This window comes from Treponema bryantii (assembly GCF_036492245.1).
GTDB classification, from domain to species: domain Bacteria; phylum Spirochaetota; class Spirochaetia; order Treponematales; family Treponemataceae; genus Treponema_D; species Treponema_D bryantii_C.
The window spans coordinates 1,822,707-1,848,675 of the sequence record NZ_AP025286.1; the positions used below are offsets into that span (position 1 = coordinate 1,822,707).

At 37.4% G+C, this 25,969-nt stretch carries 21 protein-coding genes; 20 read left to right on the forward strand and 1 reads right to left on the reverse strand.

Annotation, left to right across the window (positions count from 1 at the left end):
* The first annotated feature begins 54 nt into the window (after positions 1-54).
* The 14 genes from AABJ44_RS08075 to AABJ44_RS08140 all read left to right on the forward strand — a co-directional run bounded on the left by AABJ44_RS08075 (position 55) and on the right by AABJ44_RS08140 (position 17,148).
* Positions 55-1,809 (forward strand): peptide ABC transporter substrate-binding protein, encoded by a 1,755-nt coding sequence (locus tag AABJ44_RS08075; protein ID WP_338368394.1) that lies wholly within the window; start codon positions 55-57, stop codon positions 1,807-1,809.
* 207 nt (positions 1,810-2,016) lie between these two features.
* Complete coding sequence (locus tag AABJ44_RS08080) at positions 2,017-2,568, forward strand: helix-turn-helix domain-containing protein (protein WP_074640905.1); 552 nt, start codon at positions 2,017-2,019, stop codon at positions 2,566-2,568.
* 91 nt (positions 2,569-2,659) lie between these two features.
* A complete protein-coding gene (locus AABJ44_RS08085) occupies positions 2,660-4,354 on the forward strand; it encodes an AMP-binding protein (RefSeq protein WP_338368395.1) in 1,695 nt (564 codons plus the stop codon).
* Between the two features lie 100 nt (positions 4,355-4,454).
* Positions 4,455-4,862, forward strand: a complete 408-nt coding sequence (locus AABJ44_RS08090; protein ID WP_338368396.1) for a DUF3237 family protein — start codon at positions 4,455-4,457, stop codon at positions 4,860-4,862.
* Entirely contained in the window at positions 4,863-6,536 is a 1,674-nt protein-coding gene (locus tag AABJ44_RS08095; RefSeq protein ID WP_338368397.1) for a sensor histidine kinase, read from the forward strand.
* Positions 6,537-6,545: 9 nt separating this feature from the next.
* Complete coding sequence (locus AABJ44_RS08100; protein ID WP_338368398.1) at positions 6,546-8,102, forward strand: response regulator transcription factor; 1,557 nt, start codon at positions 6,546-6,548, stop codon at positions 8,100-8,102.
* Positions 8,103-8,178: 76 nt separating this feature from the next.
* A complete protein-coding gene (locus AABJ44_RS08105; RefSeq protein WP_338368399.1) occupies positions 8,179-9,690 on the forward strand; it encodes an ABC transporter substrate-binding protein in 1,512 nt (503 codons plus the stop codon).
* A gap of 2 nt (positions 9,691-9,692) precedes the next feature.
* The gene (locus tag AABJ44_RS08110; protein WP_338368400.1) at positions 9,693-10,625 is read left to right on the forward strand and encodes an ABC transporter permease; all 933 of its coding nucleotides are present in this window, start codon (positions 9,693-9,695) and stop codon (positions 10,623-10,625) included.
* A gap of 13 nt (positions 10,626-10,638) precedes the next feature.
* Positions 10,639-11,523, forward strand: a complete 885-nt coding sequence (locus tag AABJ44_RS08115; protein WP_338368401.1) for a carbohydrate ABC transporter permease — start codon at positions 10,639-10,641, stop codon at positions 11,521-11,523.
* Between the two features lie 3 nt (positions 11,524-11,526).
* The gene (locus AABJ44_RS08120; protein ID WP_338368402.1) at positions 11,527-12,330 is read left to right on the forward strand and encodes an alpha/beta hydrolase; all 804 of its coding nucleotides are present in this window, start codon (positions 11,527-11,529) and stop codon (positions 12,328-12,330) included.
* The gene (locus AABJ44_RS08125) at positions 12,320-13,180 is read left to right on the forward strand and encodes a Nif3-like dinuclear metal center hexameric protein (protein WP_338368403.1); all 861 of its coding nucleotides are present in this window, start codon (positions 12,320-12,322) and stop codon (positions 13,178-13,180) included. Before AABJ44_RS08120 ends, AABJ44_RS08125 begins: the two co-directional genes overlap by 11 nt.
* A 19-nt stretch (positions 13,181-13,199) precedes the next feature.
* Positions 13,200-14,048 (forward strand): hypothetical protein, encoded by an 849-nt coding sequence (locus AABJ44_RS08130; RefSeq protein WP_338368404.1) that lies wholly within the window; start codon positions 13,200-13,202, stop codon positions 14,046-14,048.
* A 2-nt stretch (positions 14,049-14,050) separates the two neighbouring features.
* The gene (locus tag AABJ44_RS08135) at positions 14,051-15,532 is read left to right on the forward strand and encodes an alpha-amylase family protein (protein ID WP_338368405.1); all 1,482 of its coding nucleotides are present in this window, start codon (positions 14,051-14,053) and stop codon (positions 15,530-15,532) included.
* Entirely contained in the window at positions 15,529-17,148 is a 1,620-nt protein-coding gene (locus AABJ44_RS08140; protein WP_338368406.1) for a sialate O-acetylesterase, read from the forward strand. Before AABJ44_RS08135 ends, AABJ44_RS08140 begins: the two co-directional genes overlap by 4 nt.
* On the opposite strand, the gene AABJ44_RS08145 is transcribed toward AABJ44_RS08140, so the two are convergent.
* On the reverse strand, positions 17,145-18,755 hold the full coding sequence (locus AABJ44_RS08145) for a carboxylesterase/lipase family protein (RefSeq protein ID WP_338368407.1): 1,611 nt from the start codon (positions 18,753-18,755) through the stop codon (positions 17,145-17,147). The two genes, AABJ44_RS08140 and AABJ44_RS08145, sit on opposite strands and share 4 nt — an antisense overlap.
* A gap of 170 nt (positions 18,756-18,925) precedes the next feature.
* Between AABJ44_RS08145 and AABJ44_RS08150 the strand changes: the two genes are divergently transcribed.
* The 6 genes from AABJ44_RS08150 to AABJ44_RS08175 all read left to right on the forward strand — a co-directional run bounded on the left by AABJ44_RS08150 (position 18,926) and on the right by AABJ44_RS08175 (position 25,956).
* The gene (locus tag AABJ44_RS08150) at positions 18,926-20,197 is read left to right on the forward strand and encodes an ABC transporter substrate-binding protein (RefSeq protein WP_338368408.1); all 1,272 of its coding nucleotides are present in this window, start codon (positions 18,926-18,928) and stop codon (positions 20,195-20,197) included.
* A 3-nt stretch (positions 20,198-20,200) separates the two neighbouring features.
* Positions 20,201-21,172 (forward strand): ABC transporter ATP-binding protein, encoded by a 972-nt coding sequence (locus tag AABJ44_RS08155; protein ID WP_338368409.1) that lies wholly within the window; start codon positions 20,201-20,203, stop codon positions 21,170-21,172.
* A complete protein-coding gene (locus AABJ44_RS08160) occupies positions 21,172-22,080 on the forward strand; it encodes a carbohydrate ABC transporter permease (RefSeq protein ID WP_074640769.1) in 909 nt (302 codons plus the stop codon). The genes AABJ44_RS08155 and AABJ44_RS08160 overlap by 1 nt, the downstream gene beginning before the upstream one ends.
* On the forward strand, positions 22,077-22,928 hold the full coding sequence (locus AABJ44_RS08165; RefSeq protein WP_338368410.1) for a carbohydrate ABC transporter permease: 852 nt from the start codon (positions 22,077-22,079) through the stop codon (positions 22,926-22,928). The genes AABJ44_RS08160 and AABJ44_RS08165 overlap by 4 nt, the downstream gene beginning before the upstream one ends.
* A gap of 80 nt (positions 22,929-23,008) precedes the next feature.
* Positions 23,009-24,835, forward strand: a complete 1,827-nt coding sequence (locus tag AABJ44_RS08170; RefSeq protein WP_338368411.1) for an ABC transporter substrate-binding protein — start codon at positions 23,009-23,011, stop codon at positions 24,833-24,835.
* Entirely contained in the window at positions 24,835-25,956 is a 1,122-nt protein-coding gene (locus tag AABJ44_RS08175) for an ABC transporter permease (protein ID WP_338368412.1), read from the forward strand. The genes AABJ44_RS08170 and AABJ44_RS08175 overlap by 1 nt, the downstream gene beginning before the upstream one ends.
* The last annotated feature ends 13 nt before the right edge of the window (positions 25,957-25,969 follow it).

Consider the following 25,969-nt stretch of genomic DNA (forward strand, 5'->3'; position numbering starts at 1 on the left):
CAGACTTTATATAAAAAATAATTCAAATGATTTTTTTACAGGAGGAAAACATTTATGAAAAAAACAGCGATAGTATTTGCTGCTGCACTTGTGAGCATTGTATTGCTCGGTTGTGCAAAAAAAGATGCTAAATCTTCTGGAAACAATGCTTCATCTTCAACTGTACCTACAACTGCCCCAGATGCATCTAAACTTGTAAACAAAAATTTTATTGATCCTCTTAAGGACTGGTCTAAGTACGACAACCTTATTAAAGAAATTAAGGCTGAAACAAATTACGAAATTCGTACAAAGAAAATGCACGAAGCAGAAGACATTCTTATGTCTAACTACTGTGTAATTCCTTTGTATTACTACAACGACATTTATCTTCAGAAATCTTATGTAAGCGGAATCTATGCAAACGCATTCGCTACAAAATTCTTTATGTATGCAAAAATGAACAATGGAGCAAAAACACTCCATATCAATCTTGCATCTGAACCAGATTATCTTGACCCTGCATTGAACTCTTCTGTAGACGGTGCTTGTCTTGCTGCAAACTCATTCTCTGGTCTTTATACATATAACGACAAGGGTGTAACAGTTCCAGCTTGTGCAGAAAGCTACAAAGTTTCAAAAGATGGTCTTACATATACTGTAACTCTTAAGAAAGGCCTTAAATGGTCTGATGGTTCTGACCTTACAGCTGCAGACTTTGAATACTCATGGAAACGCGCAGTTTCTCCAGATACAGCAGCTGACTATGAATATATGTTCTCTGGATTTGAAGGTTATGCAGAAGGCAATCTCAATGTAAAAGCTGTAAATGATACAACTCTTGAATTCAAGCTTATTGCACCTTGTGCATACATTGAAGATCTTATGGCATTCCCAACTTTCTATCCAGTTTGCAAGAAGTATGTTGAAGCACACTCAACTCCATCAACTCCTGGAGCATGGTGTACAGAAGCAGGCTTTGTAAGCAACGGTGCTTTCGTTTGTACAGAATGGAAACACGATGTTTCTATGACTTACACAAAGAACCCATACTGGTTTGATGCAGACAAAGTTTCTGTTGAAAAGCTTGAGTTCATGCTTTCTGCTGATGACACTGCAATCTTTGCAGCATACAACGCTGGAAATCTTGATTTTGCTGATGAAGTTGCAAACGACGAAATCGCAAAACTTCTTGAAACAAAGAACCCTGAATTCTATATCGTAGACGAGCTTGGTACTTACTATGTAGCTTTCAATGCTAAGAGTAAGCTTTTCGAAGGAAAAACTGCAGAGCAGGCTGCTTGTATGAGACAGGCATTCTCACTTCTTATCGACCGCGAATACATCTGTGAAAACATTGCACAGACAGGTCAGGTAGCTGCTAACGCATTTATTCCTCTTGGAATGGCAGATGGTAACGGCGGTATCTTTAAATCTGAAGTTTTGAAGCAGGGTTACTATGATCCAAGTGCAATCAATAATAATCAGGCTGAAACAGTAAATAAGGCTCGTCAGCTTCTTATTGCTGCAGGCTTTAAGTTTGATTCAGAAGGAAAACTTTCTTCAGAAACTCCAATTTCTATTGAATATCTCTTGAACCAGAACACAAATCACATTGCAATTGCTGAATCTATCCAGCAGGATCTTTCTGCTGTTGGTATCAAGATGACAATTCAGGTTCAGGACTGGAACGTATTCCTCGAAGAGCGTAAGAACGGAAACTTCGACATTGCTCGTGAAGGCTGGATTGCTGACTTCAACGACCCAATCAACATGCTTGAAATGTGGATTTCTACATCTGGTAACAACGACTGCCAGTTCGGTCGCTAATTCCTGATAGATTGCTTCGTCGCTGACGCTCCTCGCAATTACGAAATACGTCATTGCGAGCCGCAGTCGAAGCAATCTATTTTTATACAACAAACTTTAATTATACTAAATATTTTTATTATTTTTTAACTTTTCTATTGAATTTTTCAATCATATCCTGTAATATTCAAAATATAACGAGGCATATTTATGTCTCAAGGGGTAAATATGAATGAGGAGATAAAGGCTGTAGCAGACCGTTTAATCGGTCTGCGTGAAATTATGGATGTATCAGTTGAAGAAGCTGCAGGTGTTTGCGGTATTTCAATTGACCAGTACAAGAAGTACGAAACAGGCACTGTTGATATTCCAGTTGGTATTCTTCAGTCTATGTCTAAGAAGTACGGTATTGACCTTGGCACTCTTATCTCCGGTAAGGAACCTCATATGCATTCTTACTGCCTGACTAAGAAAGACAAGGGACTTTCTGTAGATCGCCGCAGTGACTATAAATATCAGGCACTTGCTGCTGGTTTCCAGAACAGAAAAGCTGATCCATTTATTGTAACAATTACACCTGAAGAAACCCGTGAGATTCATTTCAATTCTCATCCGGGACATGAGTTTGAATATATGATTGAAGGCTCAATGAAGCTCGTGATAGATGGTAAAGAAATGACTCTGGAAGAGGGAGACAGTGTGTACTTTGATGCAACTAAACAGCACGGTATGCAGGCTCTAAATGATAAAAAGGCTAAGTTTCTGGCTATCATAATTTAGAATATTTACGTCATTGCAAGCCGAAGGCGAAGCAATCCATTAAAAAGATTGCTTCGTCGCTTCACTTCTCGCAATGACGAAGGGATTATACATGTTAGAAGATTTTCTTGAGAAGACAGAGTTTAAAGATTACAACGACTTTTTTGCAAACTACAAAATAAAGGTACCTGAGAACTTCAACTTCGGTTATGACGTTGTTGATGTTCTTGCAAAGCGCACACCGGATGCAACAGCATTTATCTGGTGCAACGATAACGACGAAGAGCTCCGCATGACTTTCGGCGAGCTCAAGGAACGCACAGACAAAGCAGCTGCTTATTTCCGCAGTATTGGAATTAAACGCGGTGACTTTGTTATGCTGATCCTTCAGCGCCGCTACGAGTTCTGGATTTCTATTGTAGCACTTCACAAAATTGGTGCATCAGTAATTCCAGCAACTCACATGCTCACAAAAGAAGATATCGTTTTCCGCTGTAACGCAGCTTACATTAAAGCAGTTGTTGCTGTAGACCATCGTGAGCTTTTCACATACATCGAAGATGCTCAGAAGGAATGTCCATCTCTTAAGACTTTAGTTGCAGTTCCTCCTTTCGGACTTGATAAAGGCATGAGCGAAGAGTTCAAGGCAAAGCATCCAAGCTGGCTCGACTTTACAGAGGGCTATCTCAACGTAAGTGCATCAGCATTGGCAGACTTCCATGCGCTCAAACGAGAAGACATCAGCAAGAACGATGACATTCTTCTTGCATACTTTACATCTGGAACTACAAGCCATCCAAAACTGGTTTCTCATAACTTCCTTTATCCGCTCGGACACATTGTAACTGCAAGCTACTGGCAGCAGGTACAGAAGGGCGGTCTCCACCTTACAGTTGCAGATACTGGCTGGGGTAAGGCAGTATGGGGTAAACTCTATGGTCAGTGGATAGCAGAATGTTCTGTATTCATTTATGACTATCATGATAAGTTCAAGCCAATCGATCTTATCAAGCAGATTGAAAAGCATCACATTACTTCTTTCTGTGCGCCACCTACAATCTACCGCTTCCTTATCCAGGAAGATTTGAGTCAGTATGATTTCTCAAGCTGTCTGCACTGGTCAACAGCAGGTGAACCTCTTTCAGAAGAAGTATTCAACAAATGGAAGGAAATCACTGGAAAAGAGATCCGCGAAGGTTTTGGTCAGACTGAAACTACGTTGTCTCTCTTCAACTATGGCAACGAAAAGATAAAACCGGGCAGTCTTGGTAAGCCAGCTCCATATTACAACGTTACTTTGATTGATGAGGAAGGCAACGAAGTAGAAGACGGTGAAGTTGGTGAAATAGTAGTTGATATGAAAAACGGCAACTTCCCTGGCTTGTTCATGGAATACTTTGGAGATCCTGTAAAAACTAAGTCTGTTATGCACGACGGCTACTATCATACTTCTGATAACGCCTGGCGTGATGAAGACGGATATTTCTGGTTCACTGGACGTAATGATGACGTAATCAAATGTTCCGGTTACCGCATCGGTACTTTTGAAGTTGAATCTGTTCTTATGCAGCATCCGGCTGTTGTTGAATGTGCCGTAACAGCAGCTCCAGACCCGGTACGTGGTCAGGTTGTTAAAGCAACAATCGTTCTTGCAAAGGACTACACTCCAAGTGACGAGCTTGTAAAAGACATCCAGAACTTTGTAAAGAAAACTACAGCACCATATAAATACCCGAGAATTGTAGAGTTCAGAGACAGTCTGCCTAAGACAATTTCTGGAAAGATCATGCGAAAAGACATAAAATAGATGCTAAAACGAGTTCAGCATAACATTTTCACCCAACACTAAATATTAGATGTCATTCCCGCGCTTGACGCGGGAATCTTTTTTTAACATTATATGGATTATGGAAAAACTATTTGAAATAAACGTTCACATTACAGGCTTTAATCAAGTAAAAAGTCCAGAAATGACTGTAAACTTTATCAGCTTTGACGGTTATTGCGATACACCTTTTTTTAAGGGAACAATAATAGAAGGCGGTGTAGATACTCAGAAATTTGAAACAGGAAAAGACGGAACTTTAAGCGCCCGCTACATTCTCAAAGGAAAAGATAACAAAGACAAAGATACTTTTATCTTTATCGAAAATAATGGAATCTGCAAACCGGATGGTACAGTTACTACAGTTCCGTGCATAATTACTGATAACGAAAAGCTCCGGCCGATTTTTGCGGGTAAGCTTTCTGGGAAAGTTGTTGGTGTAGATACACCGGAACATGACAGAATCATCATTGAAATTTATAAGGACTAAATGAATTATCCTTCAATTTCTAAAAAGACATTTTTTCTTCTGATTTTTCAGGTAATTCTTCTGCTTTCTGTTTTAACGTCTTATATCGTTTATTCATATAATTCGTACATTCAGGGAATCAAACAAACGGCAGATAATTACCTTAAGCTTTATACAAAAGACCTTCAGTCAAAAATCAATAATGCAGATAAGGTTCTTGAACGTATTGCTTACGACAGCACAGACTATCTTATTCTTCAAAGTGAAAAACCGGAAGAACGGTATTATGCCTCAGCAAGAATCAAACAACTGCTAACAACATCTCTTGCCTTTGATGAAGCAATTGATTTTATAGTTGTAGGGGAATCAATTTATAAAACCTTTCTGATGGCAGAAACCTCAGGTACATCATACAGCACAAAAGAAGATATAAAAGAATTTATTCTTTCTGCAGCAGACCAGCAGCGCATCAAATCAGTATGGAATATCAAAAACTTTAACGGTACTGAATACGTTTATAAAATGTTTGTCTGGCAGGGGCGTGCAATAAGTATTTTTATTTCTGCTGAAAAGTTTATTGAAATTGATGAAAATCCATCAGACCAGGAAATCTCTTCAACTACAGTTTTAATTCAATCCTGCATAAGCGGAGAAACAATCATTAAGGGTAGCCCCGAAAACATCAACAATAAAAGCATAAAATACGAAACCTACATTGCTTCCGACAATATCCGGGTTACTGCCTACACAAGTCATAAAGCAATTTCACTGCAGATTATGTCATTCGGATATATTCTTCTGCTGATTATCATAATTGCTACATCTTATGCCTTTGTAATGATGCACAGCATCGATAAAAATGTTCTTAAGCCGCTGATTGTAATTAATGACCATATCATCAGCATTCAAAATGGAAATTATAATAAACCGCTTAAGGGTAATTTTAATACCCGTGAATTTGTAACGATTGAAACCAGTTTTAACTCAATGATTGAACAGATTTTAAATCTGAAAATTGAAGGCTATGAACGGCAGCTGGAATTAAATCAGTCTGAACTAAGGGCTATAAAACTCCAGATCCGTCCGCATTTTTTCTTAAACGCATTAACGACAATTTCAAGTTTAAGCAAACAGCATAATGACGCAGCCGTAGAAAAATATATTCAGACCCTTTCGGAAAACATCAGATACATGTTTAAGAGTGGTCTTCATACGGTTTCGCTGCAGGAAGAACTTAGCTTTGTAGAAAGTTATTTTGAAATGCAGGAATTAAAATATCCAGACTGCGTTTTCCATTTTGTGGAATGTAATGAAGCTTTGTATCAATATCAGATTCCACAGATGATAATTCATACAATTATCGAAAACGAATATAAATATGCTGTGAGCGTAGATTCAATGCTTACAATTATCATCAGATGCAGCCTTCAGAATTATAATGGCCGCAATTGTCTTTGCATTGAAATTGAAGATGACGGCAAGGGCTATCCTCAAAATGTAATAGACTCTTTTGAAAATTCAGACAATAATAGCCATACGGTTACTAATGACGGAAAACGCGTAGGTCTTTTAAGCATAAAAAAGATTATGAAGATTATGTATGAGGATGATGATTTATTTACAATCTCTAATATAAGTCCACACGGCTGTCATAATAAAATCATTATTCCGGAAAAGCCTGTTAATGTGATATAGGAAATGTACATGAAAGTTTTAATTGTAGATGATGATATTGCTACTGTTGATGTAATTAAATCTAACATCGAATGGAAAAAACTTGAAGTTGAACATGTTGTTTCTGCGTATAATATTAAGCAGGCAAAAGATTTATTAAATCAAAATGTTTTTGACATTATCATAAGCGATATTGAAATGCCGCAGGGCTCGGGACTTGATTTACTTAAATGGTTCCGTGAACAGAATATGCAGGGGGAATTCCTATTTCTTACCTGTCATGAAAATTTTAATTATGCAAGTGATGCCTTAAAGTTGCATGCTTTTGAATATCTCTTAAAACCATTTAACGTAAACACGATGGAAGAATCCATCAAAAGAATTATCCAGAACATAAAAGAACAGCAGCAGAAAAAGACTAAATATATTTCTGAACTTACAAAGGGCTTTTATCAGCAGCTTACAGCCGGTGCTTTAGATTCTAATCTTTCCGAAGAAGTAAAGAAACGCGGACTAGATATTGATACTGAAGCAGAATACATTGCAATTACCTCAAACATTACAAATACCATGCGCGATCAGCAGAAAATGACTCACAGCATGTTTATTTTTATGATTGAAAACCTGCACAATGAAAATCTGTTTGAAGGAAAATCTGCAGGAAACATTATATGCAGTCAGTATAACCGTGGATTTTTTGTAGAATCCATCTGTAAAAGAAGCGAATCCGGTAACCTTACAGATGCCGTAAAAAAACTGATTTCAGAAATCAAAAAGACTCTTTCTGTAAATATTACTGTTTGTATTGGTGAGCCCTGCAAACTTAGTGAAATCAGCAATATTTATAATCATCATATTGAATTACTAAAATCAAATGTCTCTTATACAGACAGCTTCTTTTATGAATATCAGATTGAAGATAATAAGGCCAATACTTCTAAAGTAATTGATATTGGTGAGTTCCAGGAATATTTTCTGGAAAAAGAAAAACTTAAAATCATGAGCAGCATCAAAAACATTCTCTATAAAAAGATGGAAGATAAAACTTTGAATGAAATGATGCTCTATACTTTGCGACAGGAATTGAACCAGTGTGTTTTTAAATGCTTTGCAACTTATGATATCAAGGCAGACGGTTTTATGACCCGGCCGGAAGATATTGATTTAAGCGTTCAGGCAATTGAATCTACATCAAATATGATTAAGTGGGTAAGCTATCTTGTAGACTGCTATATCGAAACTCTGGAAACAAATTTGAACCGCGATACTGATGTAGAAAAAATCAACAGATTTATAAAAGAGCATTACAGTGAAAATATCGGCCGCAACGAAATTGCTGATTTTATTCACCTTGCACCGGAATACGTTTCTAAGCTTTATAAGAAAAAAACAGGCATCACTATAAAAGATTATCTAAATGAATACAGAGTAGAACAGGCTAAACTTTTACTTCAAAATAATGCGCTTCGTGTCAGTGATATTTCAGATATGGTTGGCTTTGAAAACTTTACTTACTTTTCTACGATTTTCAAAAAATATACACAGATGTCGCCGAACGAATATCGAAAGTCTCAAAATTTAAAATAATTATCCTATTTTTTAAGGAATCAGGAAAAAAGCTCGTATATCATACATCATAGACATTCATATCAGGAGGTTTATTATGAAAAAGTCTATGAAGGCTGCAATCTGTACAGCCTGTATCACTCTTATGGCATCTGTATTTGCAGGATGTTCTAAAGGGGAAGGAAAACTATCTTCTTCAAAAAAATATGAACAGGTAACTTACGCATACTGTGTATTTACAAATGTTCCTGCAGAAAAGGATCTTGATGTAGTTGAAGAACAGATTAACAAAATTACACGAGAAAAGATTGGTGTAGAAGTAACTCTGCTTCCAATTTCAATTGCTGAATACAATAACAAGGTAAGCCTTGCTCTGCAGGGTGGAGAAAAAATTGATATCTTCCAGTCACTCGGAAATTTTGGAACCTGTGTTTCAAGTGAAATGACTTATGATATCACAGACCTTCTTGAAAAATATGGAAAAGAAACAAAAGAGCTCCAAGGTGAACAGTGGCTTAACAGCTGTTCTTCTAACGGCCGTATTTATGGTATTCCAACATATAAACCTGTAGCCCTTACTCCAATGCTCATTTACAGAAAAGACATTGCTCAGGAAATGGGCCTTGATATGACAAAGGTTAATTCTCTTGATGATGTAACTGAAGTTCTTGCAAAGGTTAAAAAGGCATATCCAACTATGATACCTTTGAGCCCAACACAGTCTGGAACAATCGGTACAGAACTTACAATGCAAAAAATCGATTATCTTAATGATGATTTCTATTCACCAGTTGGAGTTATCATTGGAGACAGCTTTAAGGTTCAGGATCTTTATTCAACAAAAGAATTCAAAAAAATCTGTGACTTTGCCTATAACCTTCAAAAAAACAATCTGATTATGAAGGACGCTGCAACAACAACAAGTATGGCAGCAGATACAATGAGTTCTGGAAACTACTTTGCTTATATCGCTTCTTACAGCTATCCGGAAGAAGATACAGCTGCAAGCCTTCAGTCACAGTTCAGCCAGTATCCAATCGGAGCTAAGATCATTGGTGATGCATATCTTTCTACAACAGACTTGAACGCCGTAAGCTGGATGATTGCTTCTACAACAAAAGTTCCAGAAGCAGCAATGAAGTTCCTTAATCTTACATTCACAGACAAAGATGTTATCAACTCTTTGATTTACGGTGTAGAAGGTCGTGACTATGTTCTTGAAAATGGTTTTGTAAGCTATCCAGAAGGACAGACTGCATTTACAGTTCCTTACTCAGCACAGTTGAGCTGCGGTACTCTCGGTAACTTCTTTATGATGTATACAACTGCAGGTACAGATCCAGCTTCTCTTGAATGGGAGCTTGAACAGAACAAGGTTGCACCAACATCTCCAGCAATGGGCTTTACATTCGATTCTTCAAAATTGAAAACACAGTACACTGCTGTAAAGAACGTAATCGCCCAGTACCTTCCAGGTCTTATCTGTGGTTCACTTAATCCAGATACAGAAATCACAAAATTCATCAACGCATTGAATGACGCAGGTTACAAAGAAATTCTTGCAGAAAAACAGAAGCAGCTTGATGCATGGGTAGTGGAGAATAAATAAACATGAAGACAATAAAGACAGTTAAAACAAGCAGCAGACTTTCGGATACACTCCCAATTCTGCTGATTGCATTGCCTGGTATAATCTATCTTATCATAAACAATTATATACCAATGGCAGGACTATTTTTGGCTTTCAAAAAATTCAGCTATTTGAAAGGTATATTTGGAAGTGACTGGTGTGGATTTGATAACTTCAGATTTCTTTTTCAGACCAAAGACGCATGGATTATGACCCGCAATACACTTTTGTATAATGCTGCCTTTATTGTCCTTGGTACTGTACTTTCAATTTTTATTGCAATTTTGATGTGCGAGCTTGGAGAAAGACTTAGAGTAAAGTTCTTTCAGTCTATACTCCTTTTGCCAAATCTTTTGTCTTGGGTTGTAATAAGCTTTATCGTATTTGCTTTTTTGAATGCAGATACCGGCTTTATAAATAATACAATTCTTCCAAAGCTCGGCATCCAACCGATTTCCTGGTACAGTACTCCGGGAGCCTGGCCGGTGGTTCTTACCTTTGTATATCTTTGGAAGAACCTTGGCTACCAGTCGGTAGTTTATATGGCAAGTATTGCTGGAATTGATAAGTCTATTTATGAAGCTGCAACTATTGATGGAGCAGGTAAGGTTAAACAGATTTTTACAATTACTTTGCCAATGCTTAAGCCTACAATCATTATGCTTGTGCTTATGTCTATCGGAAGAATCTTCTTCTCGGACTTTGGTTTGTTCTATCAGGTTCCACAGAACTCTGGAGCAATTTTCAGTACAACACAGACAATTGATACTTACGTTTACCGTGGTCTTATGGAACTCAACGATGTAGGTATGTCTGCCGCTGCAGGCTTCTATCAGTCGATTGTAGGTTTTGTTCTTGTACTGATTGCAAATCACATTGTCAGAAAAGTTGACAATGAAAATGCTTTGTTCTAAGTGAGGTTTGATTATGGTCGAAAGTAAAAGCTTTAATAATATAACCACAGCAATTTTAGGAATTATTGTTGCCATAACCTTATTACCTTTAATTCTTATTGTGATTGCTTCATTCAGTGCAGAAAGCGCATTGATCCAGAACGGATACAGTTATTTTCCAAAGGCGCTAAGCCTTGATGCCTATTACTACATGGTAAAGCAGGGAGTAACAATCCTGCGCTCTTATGGAGTAGCAATTTTTGTAACTGTAGCAGGTACAGTTACCGGTGTAATTCTTACAACAATGCTTGCATATGCAATTTCTAGAAAGTCGTTTAAGTACAGAAATGCGCTGGCATTCTTTGTATTTTTCACAATGCTTTTTAATGGCGGAATTGTTCCTTCATACATTATGTGGACACGCTTTTTCCACATCAAAAATACAATGTGGGCTCTTATAATTCCAAACTATCTGATTTCTGCCTTCAATGTAATTCTGGTTAAGAACTATTTTAATAACAGTATTCCGGAATCTTTGATTGAATCAGCAAAAATAGATGGAGCTGGAGAATTAAGAATCTTTGTTCAGATTATGTTCCCGCTAGCAACTCCTGCAATTGTAACAATCTCATTGTTCTCAGGACTCTGCTACTGGAATGACTGGACCAACGGTTTGTATTACATCAGCAACGAAAAGTTCTACACAATTCAAATGCTTCTTATGAAGATTATGAACAACATTCAGGCTCTTCGTGCAAATACAAATTCTTCTTTACTCGGTACAGGTACAGTTGAACTGCCGGGTACATCAATTCGAATGGCAATGGCAGTTGTTGGAATTCTTCCGATTCTGATTATTTATCCATTCGCTCAAAAACATATCATCAGAGGCATCGTAGTTGGTGCTGTTAAGGGGTAATTAATGTCTGTATATAAATGTGAATTCTATGCGATGAGTTTTAGTCGCAAAGTACCTTTTGTTGTTGTAAGCCCTAATGACTTACCACAAGTTATTATGCCGCAGAGCAAAAGATTCAACAGAAAGCCAAAAACTGTTCTTCTGTTAAATGGCTATAGTTCAAGCGAAGGCGACTGGGTATTCAATACTCCGTTACCGGCCCTTGCAGTTAAATACAATGTAAATTTTGTTGTACCTGCAGGAGAAAATTCTTTTTATCTGAATCAGAAAAGCAGCACAAGAAAATATGCTGATTACGTGGGCTTTGAATTGCTGCAGTTCTGTAATAAAGCATTTGGCTTTGATATCAGCCGCGAAAATACAATTGTAGCCGGCTTAAGCATGGGCGGCTTTGGAGCATTACATACCGGCCTTGCTTATACAGATAAGTTCAGTAAGATTATTGCGCTTTCTTCTGCACTTATAATTCATAACATCAAAAATATTAAACCTGGCTTTCAGGATATGATTTCTTCTTATGAATATTATGATGATGTTTTTGGACCACTTGATGAATTAGAAGCAAGCGAAAAAAATCCAGAAACACTTATCCGTAATTGTCTTGAAAAAAATATCCAGATGCCGGAAATCTATATGGCAATTGGAACTGAAGATTTCCTTTATAAAGAAAATCAGCTTTTCCGACAGTTTTTGACAGATAACAAAGTTCCTTTTACTTATAAAGAAGAACCTGGAATCCACGATTATTCTTTCTGGAATAAACATTTAGATTTAGGCTTGGAGTGGGCTTTAGGAAATGAAGAATAAAGAAGTAATTCAAAAAATTTTAGACTATCATCCTTATGTTGAAAATTATGAAGGATGTGACGGATATAAAAGTGGAAGCGGTGAAGACGAGTGCACAGGAGTTGCAGTTGCACTTGTTCCAACTTTAAATGTTTTGCAGAAGGCAGCAGAGGCTGGCTGTAATCTTGTTCTGGTTCATGAACCAACAAATTACGAAGGCCCTGATTATGCAGAATGGAAAGAAGATTATTCAAATCAGATTTATGATATGAAATATAAGATGATCAATGAAAATCATCTTACAATTTACCGCGATCACGACCATATGCATTTTCATAATCCAGACAGTATTTTTACCGGAGTAATGAAAGAGCTTGGCTGGTTAGACTACTATCAGAATCCTGATGGAAAGCAGTTGTTCTATTATCCGTTTAAACTACCTGAAACTACAGTTGGTAAGATTGCAGATCATCTTAAGGAAAAACTCAATCTTCATACAATCAGAACAATGGGAAATCCGGAAGATGTTGTAAGCAAGGTTGCAATTGTCGGCCACCTTTGTCCTAACTGTTTCAGTACAGAAGGTATAAAAGAAGACGGTTACTTCCATTCTTATTCATCTGATATTATTAAAGCTATGGATAAAGATGGAATTGAAGTTATTATCCCGGGCGAAATTGTAGAATGGACAACAATGGCTTATATTAGAGATGCACTTTATTTTGGCCGAAAAAAAGCCTGCCTGAATATCGGACATTTTAATATGGAAGAGCTTGGCATGAAGGATTTTGCAAAAGTTATTGATAAACTTTTAGATAGTAAAATCCAAGTGCAGTATATTCCAACTGAGGATAATTACAAATATATCTAAAAAAAGGAGCAAACAGAAAATGAATTTTCAGCTGCTTGAAAATATAAATCTTTCTCAAATTGATGAAGATGTTCCGCAGGAATGTATTAAACGTACTGAGCTTGCGATTAAAGAATTACAACTGTTTTTTGCAAACAACGAAAAGCTTCAAAAAAAGGAACGTATAATAATTGGTCTTTGCGGAGGCTCAGGCAGCGGAAAGTCTGTTATGGCAGAGTTGCTCTGTAAGCTTTTTAATGGAGCAGGGCTGAAAACCATTATCATGACCGGTGATAATGTTCCCCGCAGAATTCCAAGATTAAATGATTCTGAACGGCTGACACTTTTCAGAAGTGCAGGAACAAAGGCACTTGTTAGTCTAGGTTTATATACTGAAGAGGTTCGGGAAAAATTAGACCGCTGGATGAAAGATTTTACAGATGCTTCTTATGATTATGTCAAAGAAAATCCGTGGTTCGAACATTATTTAGCAGCCGGAAAAAATGCCTTGGAAAATTATCTTGGAAGTCCTCTTGAGCAGGATTTTGATTACTGCAATGAAATTCTTGAATCATTTAAGCAGGGGAAAAATCAGGTGTGGCTAAAAAACCTTGGCCGCGAAGAAGATTCACTTTGTTATGAAAAAGCTGATTTCAGCGACAAGGATATAATGATTCTTGAATGGACACATGCAAACAGTGATTTTGTAAAAGGTGTTGATATTCCGATTTTCCTTGAAAGCACAGTAGAAGAAACTCTGGAATACAGATTGCAGCGCAACCGCGATACTCATATAGCTTCACCATTTTTGATGATGGTTCTCGGAATCGAACAGAATCAGCTGATTGCACAAAAGCCAAAAGCCCTTATAAAAATCAGGAGATTTTAGTTATGGATATAAAACCAATGTTCAATGCTTATCCTGACAGTCTCGGTGGTAAGCTTAGTGATATAGTAAAACTTTTCAGTGATTATAATTTTTCAAAAGCATTTTCTTCTTTTTATATTCTGCCAAGCCTTTTTAAAAGTGATTTAGACAGAGGATTTTGTGTTGTAAGTTATGATTTGAATAAAGAACTTGCAGATGAAAAAGATCTTGAAAAACTCCGCTCACTTGGAATTAAACTCAAGCTTGATTTTGTTTTAAATCATCTTTCCGCAACTTCACCTCAGTTTTTAGATTTGCTCGAAAAAGGGCAGACTTCTGAATATTCTGATTTCTTTATCAACTGGAATGAGTTCTGGAAAGGCTGTGGACCACTTACAGAAGAAGGCTACATCTCTCCAGATCCAGAACTGATAAAAAATATGTTCTTCAGAAAACCAGGCCTTCCTATTATTATGGTAGAAGATTCTCAGGGAAATAAAACTCCATACTGGAATACTTTTTATCAGAAAGTAACAGAAGAAAATGGAAAGAAAAAATATCTTGGTCAGATTGATTTGAATGTAAACAGCGGTAGGGTCTGGAACTTTTACTGCGAAACCTTGAAAAAACTTTCAGAATATGGAGCAGATATAATCCGTCTTGATGCCTTTGCATACGCAAGTAAAGCAAAAGGAAAACGCAATTTCCTGAATCCTGAAACCTGGGATATTCTTAGCAGAATCAAGGATGAAACAAAGGATTATAATCTTTCGCTTTTACCGGAAATTCATGAAAGCTATGAAAAAGGAATCTACAAGCAGATTAATCAAAAAGGTTATCCGGGATATGATTTCTTTTTGCCAGGGCTTTTGCTTTACTGCATTGAAAAGAAAGATTCTACAGTTTTAGCAGACTGGGCAAATCAGATTCTCAATGAAAAACTGAATCTTGTAAATATGCTTGGCTGCCATGACGGAATCCCGCTTTTGGATTTAAAAGGCCTGATTAGTGATGATGAAATTGAAGAACTGATTGACCTTGTTGTAAACCGCGGTGGTTATGTAAAAAATCTGTATGGACAGAAAAACATTTATTACCAGGTAAATGCAACTTACTACAGCGCACTCGGTGAAGAGAATTCCAAGCTGCTGCTTGCCCGTGCAATTCAACTCTTTATGCCGGAAAAACCTCAAATCTGGTATCTGGATTTGTTTGCCGGTAAAAATGATATTGATGCTGTAAAGCGCGGCGGAGAAGGAGCTCACAAAGAAATCAACAGAACAAATCTTAACTGGACTCAGATTAAAGAAGGACTTAAAAAAACAGTTGTGCAGGAACAGCTCAAGCTTCTTGAACTTCGCAATACACATCCGGCTTTTAATAAAAATGCAGATATTAAAATTGGTTCTAATAAAAATAAATTTTTAATCTCATGGAAATATAACGATCACAAAATAACACTTATTGCAGATTTAGCAGATTACACATACAGGATAGAAAAATGAAAATAGCAGAAGTATTTCAGAACAATATGATTCTCCAGCGCAATAAAGAAGTACTCGTCTGGGGAACAGAAAATGAATATTCAAAAATTGAAGTTAAGCTTAACGGAAAGCTTATCTGTACTCCAGAACTAACGAAAGGTAGTTTTAGTTTTTATATTCCTCCACAGCCGGTAACAGAAAATGCAACCTTAACAATAGGCGATACAATTTTTTCTAATGTTGATTTTGGAGAAGTCTTTGTAGCTTCCGGTCAGAGTAATATGGAGTTTCTTCTTGAATACGAAGAACATTACAGTGAAGAAAAAAATGCTCCTGATGATGAACATCTTAGAATGTACACAGTTGGAAGATATTCATTTGAAGGTGAAAAAGAATTAGGTTATAAATCATGGAATCCGTGGGATAAATGGTATTCCTATACAAAAAAAGACAGAGGATATTTTAGTGCCCCTGCCGCATACTTTGCTAAAGAACTTAGAAAAGAAGGTGTTCCAGTTGGAATCTTAAACTGCAGTTGGGGTGGAACAATTGCCCTTGCATGGCTTAGTGAAAACTGGATAAAAAAAGAACCAGCCTTTGACAGTCAGGTTGAATATGCAAAAAAGCTTGATGCAATAATTGAAGAAAATAATTTGTGGCAGGCAAAGCAGTCCTTCAGACAAAATGCTGCTTCCCAGTCTTCAGAAGAAGGTAATCGCCAGATTATGACAGTTACAACCGAGCCTGTAGAAAACACTTTTGATGCTTTTGATATTCTTCCGTCTGAGTTTAAGGGACACGGAGTAGATCCAGCAGATTTACTTTACCGTGCAAAAGGGGATCCGAATTATCCTGGAGTTTTATTTGGATTGATGCTCAAAAAAATTCTCGGGTATACAGTGCAGGGTGTTCTCTGGTACCAGGGTGAAAGTGATCAGGACCATGCCGGAGATTATGGAAAAATCTTTACAGCGTTAATCAACTGCTGGAGAGAAGAATGGTTCAATGTAAATAAGTATCAGACAAAGCTTCCATTTATATTTGCACAGTTAGCACCGTTTGGTCAGTGGCTGTATAACAAAGGTCATAACTTCCCGGAATTGAGACAGCAGCAATTTGAAGTAAGCCATAATGTACCAGATGTTTATATAATTTCTCTTGGTGATATCGGAAACGTTTATGATATTCACCCGAAAAATAAACTTGATGTTGGACATCGTTTTGCATTAATTGCACAAAAATATATTTATAATAAATCAGTTGATGCAGAGAGCCCTTATATTGATTTTGTGACAAAAGAAAATGACGGCATAAAAATAACTCTCAAAAATGCAGAAGGGCTGTATATTAAGGAACAGGATAATTCCACCTACAACGGATTTTCAAACATTAAAGAAGAATTTGTACCGCCTGTAACTGATAAAATTAATGGCTTAAAAATTCTTTGTGATGGAACTGAACTTAAAGACTGTTCATGCACAATTGAAAATAACAGTCTAATTGTAAAATCAGAAAGTATTTTAAAAGCAAAAAAACTGTCTGTAGAAATAGGGCAGACAGCTTTTTATAAGATTAATCTGTTTAATAAAGCAGGACTCCCTGTATTATCGCAGAGAGTCACAGTTGAATTAAATTAATCTTCAAGATAGTTGTAAATATATCCGAACGGATCTTCTACCATAGTGCAGGTATCACCTAATTCCATCAGAAGACCATTGCTTTCTGCCTTTGTTTCCCATACAGGAAGTGGATTACCATTTGTATCAAGACCATTTGGATTTCCAGTTTTTACAAAGTTCAGCCAGTAGGAACTCATTATTTCTTCAAGCTCATAATCGTATGCTTCGTAATTTTTTGTGTGAGGAATATTTTTATAGGCATAAATTATTTCTCCAGAATGATAGGTTCCAAACTCTTTGTTTTCACGAGAGAAATAATATTCGTAAACAGGCTTTCCCTGTACTTTTACAGTATTAGACCAGCATTCATGAGGATAAGTAAAACAAACAGCAGAGAAAACTTCATTATATATTTCTCTTGCCTGCTTTTTAGTTTTAATTTCTCCATATTGAGAAAGGAAATCATCTGTATTGTCTTTTAAGCTTGGTTCAAGAAGCGAAGCAAGATTATCTTTATTAACTTTTGTAAAATAGGTAAAACCAAAGGCCTCCTGTTTATTAAATCCGTTCAAAAGAGCTTCTTCATGATTTTCACCTTTTTGATAGATTTCAAAAGGAGTCTGTGGAAGAGCATAGCCATCAACACACATTGAATTATTTGCATACTTAGTTTTAATCAATTTCTCAGCTGGAACAGCACGTAATTCTTCAATGTTTTTACAGTTGAATTCTGCTTTTATGTCGTCTCCCATTTTTAATGCTGCTTCCATTTTTCGGAAAGTGTGGGGTGGAGTCTTCTGAATTACAGAAGAGCTTTCTCCAATAGCACGACGGAAATAACCTTTTGTAAGAGGACTAGCACATAAAGCATTTACAGATGATGAACCAGCAGATTCTCCGGCAATTGTAACGTTATCTGCATTACCGCCAAAAGCTGCTATATTATTATGAACCCATTCCAATGCTTTTATCTGATCTAAAAGTCCATAGTTACCTGTTGTTCCGTGTTCAGATTCTGCTGCCAGTTCTTTATCAGCTAAGTATCCGAAAACACCAGTTCTATATGCTATGCTGACAAAAATAATTCCATTTCGTGCAAGATTCTCACCATCATATTTTTCATACCAGCTCTGACCGGACATTAAAGAACCGCCATGAATATAAACAAGAACAGGCCAGCCACCTTCAGGAGCTTTTTCAGAAGGCTTCCATACATTCAGATAAAGGCAATCCTCACTTTGCGGACCATTAAATGTTCTATCTTTTTGAGAATGAGTATAAAGCTGAAATAAAAAGTTATATAAAGCAGATTTCTTTTTCTGCATTGCCATAGGAGCAAAGTGATCTGCTTCTAAAATACCATCCCATGGAATAATATCCTGAGGTTCTTTCCAGCGTAGTTCTCCAACAGGAGGGGCTGCAAATGGAACACCAGCATAAATTTCTATATTTCCATCCTGAGTATAAATTCCTCTTAATTCTCCGCCAGTTACATTTACAACATCAGTTCTTAACTGAACTTTTTGTCCAGTCGGATTTGTCTGCTTGATTGTTGAAGCACATGAAAAGAGTAAAATTATAAGAAAAAATGATGATACAACAGATTTGATTAAACTTTTGCTCATATTTATAGTATATCATTTCTATTTAATTGAATAAAGCGTTGAATAATGCTATCATCAAAAAAAAATCCCGCAGTGATGAACTCCACATCACTTTCCTTGCCTCACGACGGCAACGCGACTTTAGATCCCCGGGTCAAGCCCGAGGATGACATCATTTTTAGGAGTATCTCATGAAAAAAATCATCACAATCTTAGTTTCAATGGTACTTGTTTCCAGCATGATTTTCGCTGCTGGTAAAAAGTCAAAAGACAAGAAAGTTACTGTTGAAATCTGGCACACTTACAATGGTAAGCAGGCTGCTGCCCTTATTGATGCAGCAGACAGATTCAATGCTACACAGTCAAAATATATAGTAGAAGTAAAGAATCAGGATTATGCAGGCTTTACAGACACTGTTTACAATGCTGTAGCAAACGGAATCGGACCTAGCATTATTTTCAACTATGGTACAACTGCTGTAGATTATGCTAACGAAGGTCTTGCTATTGATATCCGCAAATATATCAAGAAAGATAATAAGAAAGGCGACAAGACAATGCAGAACATCATTGATTCTCTTCCAGAAGCAATGAAAACTGATGTACTTGGTTTTGAAGACGGTGGAATCTATTATCTTCCTGGCTGTACAACAGGTCCAGTTTTTTTCTATAACAAAACAATTTTTGAAGAGCTTGGCTTGAATCCTCCAACAAACTGGGATGAACTTGTTGAAGTTTCTAAGACAATCAAAGAAAAGAAAGGTATTCCAGGTTTCCACTCAGATGGTCTTGTAGACAATATCCAGGAATTGATTATGCACAATGGTCTTGGCTATATTGACGTTGCTAACAAGCGCGTAACTTTCTGTGGTCCTAAACTTGAAGAAATCTATCAGTGGTATGCTGATAACTGTAAGAAGGGTTATTTCTCTTTCAACACAATCGGACGTTATTCTTCAGAAGACCTTGCTAACGGTGATATCGCTTCTTTCTCTGGTTCATGTGTAAACGATCAGTACATTCAGATGGTAGAAGGTAAGGGCGAACTTGGAATGGCTAAGTGGATTTCTGGTGATTTCTACACAGCTTGGAACCGTGGTCCTATCTTCCTTCACAGAAATGATGCAGTTGATGAAGGTGCTTACGAATTCGTTAAGTTCTTCCTTAACCGTGAAAACGCTGCTAAGTGGGCAATTGCAAACTCAGCACTTTGTCCTTATGGAACTTCAGCTGATGTTCCTGAATATGTTGCATATTTGAAAAATCTTCCTGCAACTTCAGCTCTTCCATACGTTCAGGCTAACATGGCAGTTTCCGGTTCATTCCCTAATGTAACAGGTTCTGCTGCAGTTCGTAAGATTCTTGAAGAGTACCTCAACTACGTTGTTGATGGAAAGATGACTGCAAAAGAAGCTGTAGCTGCAATCGAAAAGCAGTGTAACGACGCTTTGAACGGCCGATAAAAAATGAAAGTTCGAATAGATAACGTAACAAAGAAATTTGGTCACACAACTGCTGTAAGTAATTTTTCCGCAGAACTTGAGGACGGACATCTGATTTGTCTGCTCGGTCCTTCGGGCTGCGGAAAATCTACTTTGCTAAATATGCTCTGTGGAATTATTCCTGTAACAGAAGGTAAAATCTTTTTTGATGATAAAGATGTTACAGCGCTTCCTCCAGACCAGAGAAACATCGGCATGGTTTTCCAGAACTATGCGCTTTATCCTCATATGACTGTAAGCGAAAACATTTCGTTCCCGCTTGAAGTCCTTAAGGTAAATAAAGAAGAACGTAAGGCAAGGGTAGATGCAATTGCGAAACTTGTTCATGTTGATACTCTTTTGCGACGTTATCCTTCGGAACTCAGTGGTGGTCAGCAGCAGCGCGTTGCTATTGCACGTGCAATGGTAAAAAATCCGGCGCTGCTACTGATGGACGAACCGCTTTCAAATCTTGACGCAAGACTCCGCCTTGAAATGCGCGAAGAAATCCGCCACATTCAGAAGGAAACTGGAGTTACAACAGTTTTTGTAACTCACGATCAGGAAGAAGCCATGTCTATTTCAGACAGCATTCTTTTAATGAAAGACGGCCTTTTAATTCAAAGCGGACTGTGTCAGGAACTTTATAAAAATCCAAACTGTTTGTTTGTTGCAGAGTTCTTAGGAAATCCTCCGGCAAATAAACTTGTTGAAGATCAGAAAATTACAGCAATCCGTCCGGAAAGCTTCTACCTTGATGACAATGGTACAGAAGCTGAAATCCTTGCCATCAGTGAAATGGGAAAGGATCAGATTGTAACTCTTTCATACCGTGGCAATACAGTTCGTGCCATTTTGAATCTTGAAGATGAAAGCATTACAACAGGTTCAAAAATAAAAGTAAGCCTTAAAGAAAAAGGAGTCTTTTATTTTGATAATCAGGGAAGGAGACTGTAGTGAAGTATTCACCAGAACGCCATAAGCGTTTCAGTAAAATTGAGCCCTGGCTTTATCTTTCTCCGTTTCTGATTTTCATAATCATCTTTACTCTTTATCCGGTAATCAACGTTTTTACTATTTCCTTTAAAGAAAACTACAGCTATCTGAAAGGAACTTTTAAAGCCTTTAATTTTGAAAATTATAAATATGTTTTAACTGATGACAAATTTATTTCAGGCTTAAAGAATACAGCTCTTTATGTTTTATTTGTCGTTCCAATCAGTACTGCTATATCACTTTTTTTTGCAAATCTCTTAAATAAAAAAGTAAAGGGAAGTGCAGTTTTTCAAACAGCCTTCTTTCTGCCTATGGTAACTTCTGTAACTGCGGTCGGCCTTATCTGGCGACTGATGTATAACCAGCAGTACGGAATTATCAACTGGGTGCTTTCAAAATTCGGAATTGAAAAAATCGGGTGGGTAACTGAATCAAAGTGGTCGCTGCTTGCCCTTATCATATTTGGAGTCTGGAATATTCTCCCGTTCACAATTATCATTCTGCTTTCGGGAATGCAGAACATCAATGAAATGTATTATACAGTTGCGCGTGTAGACGGTGCAAAGCCTATGCGGATTTTCTTTAAAATTACAGTTCCACTTTTGTCTCCGACAATCTTCCTTGTGTGCATTGTTAATACAATCACCTGCTTTAAGGTTTTCAGTGAGCTGTATCCGCTGTTCTATGGAAAACCGGGACCTTATTACAATCTCTACACAGTTGTTTATTATATCAGATATGCAATGATGGAAAAGAGAAAGTATGGTTATGCCGCCGCTGCAGCCGTAATTCTTTTCCTCTGTATTTTCGTAGTAACAATGCTTGAGCTCCATCTCAAAAAACGAATGGGAAGGAAGGGACTGAAATGAAAAAAAAGCTGTCATTGTCGGGCTTGACCCGAAGATCTTTCGCAAAAATCCCTGTTTACTTCTTTTTAATCCTCGGCTCCATCATAATGGTGTTCCCGTTCATCTGGATGATACTCACATCGTTCAAAACACATGCAGAAGCAATCATGTTTCCGCCGAAATTCTTTCCGGCAAATTTTTCTTTTGTAAATTATCGCGAAGCCTTTTCAATGGCTCCGTTTGGAAAATATTTTATAAACTCAGTAATTGTAATGGTGCTTTCAGTTCTCACAACAACAACCACAACAATTCTCGCATCATTTGCTTTTTCAAAACTGAAATTCCCGGGCCGCAGCCTTATCTTTTCAATTCTGCTAAGCCTTATGATGATTCCTTTTGAAATGTTAATCATCACAAATTATACTACAATCGTAAAAATCAAATTGTACAATACAATACCTGCTCTGGTAATGCCTTTTATCGCAAGCATCTTTTATACATACATTCTCAAAAACTTTTTTGATACTATTTCAGACAATCTTTATTATTCTGCAAGAATAGACGGTGCTTCAAACTGGCTTTACCTATGGCGTATCATGGTTCCGATTGCAAAACCATCTCTTTTTACTATTATATTGCTTAACGCATTGTCTTCATGGAACAGCTTTATGTGGCCTCTTTATGTAACCTCGGATGCAAAGAGCCGAACATTGCCATATGGTCTTCAGGTTTTCACTACAGAAGCTGCCAGCTATTCTGAATATCTTATGGCTGCTTCAACTATCGTTGTTCTCCCAATGATTATACTTTTCATTCTTACAAGAAAGTATATTGTAAACGGCGTAAGCAGCGGTGGTCTTAAAGGTTAGGCTAATAAATTTTTCTTATATTTAAATTTCAACTTTAAAAATCTACCTGTGTATTGTAAACTATATATGGGTGGATTTTTATGAATAAAAAAACTATATGTACATCAATGGGCATATTATGCTTTTTGATGGCATCCTGCTCTAAAATTCCAGAAATGACACTGGAAGAAATAGAATTACATTCCCAGAATCTAAATGCTGAACTAATACAAAAAACACTTAGCAAACCCTGGACTGGACAGGAATTTAAAGCCGGAAATGTCGGTGGCATCTGGTATGACACAATCTTATCTGATCCAAAAACTTTTAATCAGGTAATTGCTGAACGCGACGGTACAAGTGCTTCTATTGTAAGTATGACACTGGAATATCTTAGCGATTACGACATGACAACCCGCGAATGGAAGCCTAGAGCTGCTTATTATCAAATAATAACCGACGAAGAAGCAAATACCCTTACAGTTCGTTTTACAATCCGAGACGATTTTTATTGGACCTGGTATGGCTCAGATAAAAAGATCCCTGTAACTTCAGATGATTTTGTTTTCTGGTATAACGAAATCGATGGAGATCCAGATATGGGGTCTAATGGCTACGGCTCACAATGGATTTTGATGGAAGATGGTACAGAAGCCCATATCGACTGTAAAAAAATCGATGACAAGACTTTTGAATTTATCTATCCTAGAATAGTTGCAGATCCTATGCTCTCAACTAATATGAAACTTTGTCCTTCATTTATATTTAAGCCTGCAAAAGAGAAAAATGGGGCTGAGGGAATAAAGGCTTTGTTCAGTATTGATAAGGATCCAAAAGAAATACCTTCCTGCGGAATGTGGTATATCACAGAATACATTCCAGCCCAGAGACTTGTATTTACCCGAAATCCAAATTACTGGGATAAAGATTCTAATGGGAATTCAATCCCATATCCTGAACAGAGAATTTATCAGATTGTAGGGGATACAAATACAGATTATCTTCTTTTCAAACAAGGACAAACAGAAGTTTACAGTCCGACACCAGAACAGGTAGAAGACCTTGTTGCAAATCAGAAAGAGGACTATACGGTTTTCAATGCAGATGGTTCTATGGGGTCTTCAATGTGGAGCTTTAATCAGAATCCTCAGAACAAAGACAAGCCATATTATAACTGGTTTACCAAAAAGGAATTCCGACAGGCAATGAGCTGTCTTTTCAATCGCGATAGGGTTGCCCTGCAGACTTACCGTGGTCTTGCAGAAGCTAAGTATGATTTTTTCCCGGAAGTAAATCCATACTTTAATCCTGATATCACATTAAAATATAAGTACAATCCAAAGCAGGCAGAAGAACTACTTCAATCAATCGGCTTTGTGAAAAAAGATGGCCACTATTATGACGACAAAGGAAATAAGATTGAGTTTGACCTTTTAATTTCAAGCGGTGGAACTACCGCAAATGATATGGCTCAGATTATTACAGATGAATGCAGTAAGGTTGGAATAACGATTAATGTCCGACAGGTAGATTTTCAGAAGCAGGTTGAAATGCTTACTTCAACTTATGACTGGCAGTCTATTTTTATCGGTCTTGGCAAAAATCTCTTTCCTTCACAGGGATCTAATGTATGGCCGAGTTATGGAAACTTACACTTATGGTATCCCCTGCAGGAAACACCGGCAACAGATTGGGAAGCCCGTGTTGATTACCTTTATAACGAAGGCAGTTTTACAATTGACCATGACAAGGCAAAAGCAATCTGGGATGAGTATCAGGAAATCCTTCTTGAACAATGTCCTGTAATCTATCTTATGCGTTCAAAATCTTTCTTTGCAATCCGTAATAAATGGGATCTGACAAATGTCTATTATGATAATAGAAACAGTGCTCTTATAGACAATGTTTATTTGAAGGAAGGAAGATAATGAATAAAATAAAACTCTTTTATTTAAAATTAAAAGCGACAGTTACTGCACCGCAAAAAGCTTTTAAGGCAAAAGCACCTCTTGCTTCCTTTATAACCGGAAGAATTATTACAATGATTTTTCTTCTTTTTCTATTAGGCTTTGCGCTCTTTGGTTTAATGGAACTTGCTCCTGGAGATATTGTTGACCAGATGATGACGCAGCAGCTTCTTACGAGCACAGAAAGTCAGGGTGGAAAAAATGCAGTGAACTCACTTGGTGGCTCACAAGATAAAAACTTTACCACCGAACAAATGGACGCTTTGCGTGCCGAGCTTGGACTCGATAAACCTTTTTACGTTCAGTACTTCAAGTGGCTTAAGCGCGTTATTGTAAACCACGACCTTGGAACCAGCCTCATATCTAAGGCTCCGGTCAGCTTTTTAATACGGAGCCGCTTGTGGAACTCGGTATTACTGAATCTTATTTCCCTTGTTTTTATAACCACGTTCTCTTTTTTACTCGGAGTCTTTTTCTCCAGCAAGGCCGGAACACGGCTGGATGTAGGCGCAACCTTCTTTGCGCTTTTCTTCCATGCCTTCCCGGGAATCCTTCTTTTGATTCTGTTGCAGCTTTTTGCTTCAATCACAAATCTTTTCCCGGTGACCGCATATCCTGATTTTCCTTTTAAAGATGCGCCAATGAAATTTACATTCAGTTACGCTCATCATGTTTTCCTACCTCTGCTTGCGTCTTTCCTCGGCGGACTTGGCGGCACAATGCGAATGATCCGCGCAACAATGCTGGACCAGATGGGAATGCCTTATATCTTTGCTCTGCGTTCCCGCGGCATCAGCGAAAAAAGAGTTTACCTTAATCACGCCTTCCGTAATACCCTGAATCCATACATCACAGGAAGTGCAAACCTTCTTGCAGGACTTTTCTCAGGCTCGCTCGTTCTTGAAATCATCTTTGCTTATCCTGGAATCGGCCGCCTTATGTACGACGCAGTTCTTCAGGAAGACATAAATCTTGTTCTTGCAAACAGCATGTTTATTTCGGCACTCGTGCTTGTCGGCATGGTAATCAGTGATATTCTGCTTGCCATTGTAGATCCTAGAATCAGATTCGGAAACGAGTAAAGGAGTAGGGAAC